Annotated in this window: 1 protein-coding gene; it reads right to left on the bottom strand. The window is 49.0% G+C overall.

Features of this window, described 5'->3' with window-relative positions; translation table 11 throughout:
- Window positions 1-68: 68 nt before the first annotated feature.
- Window positions 69-1,265 (bottom strand): DUF2213 domain-containing protein, encoded by a 1,197-nt coding sequence (locus EBR25_13980; GenBank protein ID NBW42079.1) that lies wholly within the window; start codon window positions 1,263-1,265, stop codon window positions 69-71.
- Window positions 1,266-1,440 lie beyond the last annotated feature (175 nt).

Raw genomic sequence — 1,440 nt, 5'->3', positions numbered from 1 at the left:
CAGAGCGTAAGTCTGTTGCACGCCACCTGCCGTAGGGGAGCCCGAGGCAGAAAAAGTTACCGCCATGATTACTTAGCCTCCTTAGAGATGGAAAGAGGCTTCTTCCAAGCATTCTGCAGGCTTTCCATATAGGCGGAAGGAGCAGAAACAGGAGAAGCAATGGAAGCTACGGCTTTACGCAGCTCGTCAGTGGTAGCAGAATCCTTGCGGTCTGCCTCAGAGATGGTGTCAAACATTGCCTGAACATAGTCATCAGACTTTTCATCCAGAACAACAGAATCACCACGCACTGCTTTGATGGCATCAACCATCACTTCGCGGGCAGCTTTACCAGCGAATTCATAAGCGCTATCCAGAACGGGCTTGGCTTTCTCAATGAGAGCCACGCGCTCTTCAACCATGGAATCAAGATTGATTTCCTGGGCAGCAGCGAGTTCAGTTTTCAGTTCTTCGACCTGCTCAGCCAGAGCATCGGCGCGACCTTCGGCAGCGTCCATTTTGCCCTTCATTTCTTTTTCCATGGCAGCCATATCGGCTTTCACAGAATCAGCAGCGGCTTGCAGTTCGTCGTACTTTTTCTTCATGTCCTCGTAGGACATTTTGGCGTCTTCGCGTTCTTTAGTGATCGCAAGAGCAACGCTCTCCGTCACTTCAAACTCGGCGCCATCAAACACGACCTTTGCAGTCATTAGATGGTCTCCTCCGTTAGAGATCAAAGATGGGTCAGCAGCATCTTGCCTATCAAGATGGAGCTTCACTTGCGGGCCAGCGCGGCCCCGACGAACAATAGCGATGTGATTACCGATGATTTCCTTTTGGACTCCATCGTAATGCTCGCCATTTTCTGTAACGCCAGGCGTAGGATCATAATTCACCCTATAACCCGCGCTTACCTCACGAGCATCCCCCTTCATAATGCGCTTAATAGTATCTTCGTCAGTGATTGTCATCACTGCCTTTACGAAACCATTGTCGTACACTACTTCCGTGCCGCTAAAGCCCACTTGGTAGTCTTTAGTATTCTCAGAATCGAGAAGCACAGGGGGGTGTTCCGAAGTGATTGCCTTGCCCGCAAATGAAGCAAGACTATCGGGAGACGCCACTTCTATTTCGGGACGATATTCGCGACGAATGGAACCATCACCATCTGTATAGTGTTGGATGCCAGTGCGTGCGATTGAAGCCCAGGCCCGAAGATAACCTTCTGGCGTGAGTTCGTATTTCTCAATAGGAGAGAAATCGTATCGGCAAGAAATGGTGCTCATATTCATACTTTATCAAGACTGGAATGTTATACTTTATGAGCTTATGCAAAACGGAATAAAACATTGTGATGTTTTTGGCGCGTAGCACGACGGATGCTCTTAAACTTCCCCATCAAGAAGCTCGCATTCTCATTGCGAGTCGCATTAAAGAAGCTCGCCTTAATGCTGGGCTCAC

Source organism: bacterium (assembly GCA_009926305.1).
GTDB lineage: Bacteria > Bdellovibrionota_C > UBA2361 > UBA2361 > RFPC01 > RFPC01.
This window is presented reverse-complemented; position numbering and strand designations above follow the sequence as displayed.

Bases quoted from the DNA above. Each gene is read 5' to 3' on its own strand.
- EBR25_13980 (NBW42079.1), bottom strand. From the start codon at position 1,265: ATGAGCACCATTTCTTGCCGATACGATTTCTCTCCTATTGAGAAATAC.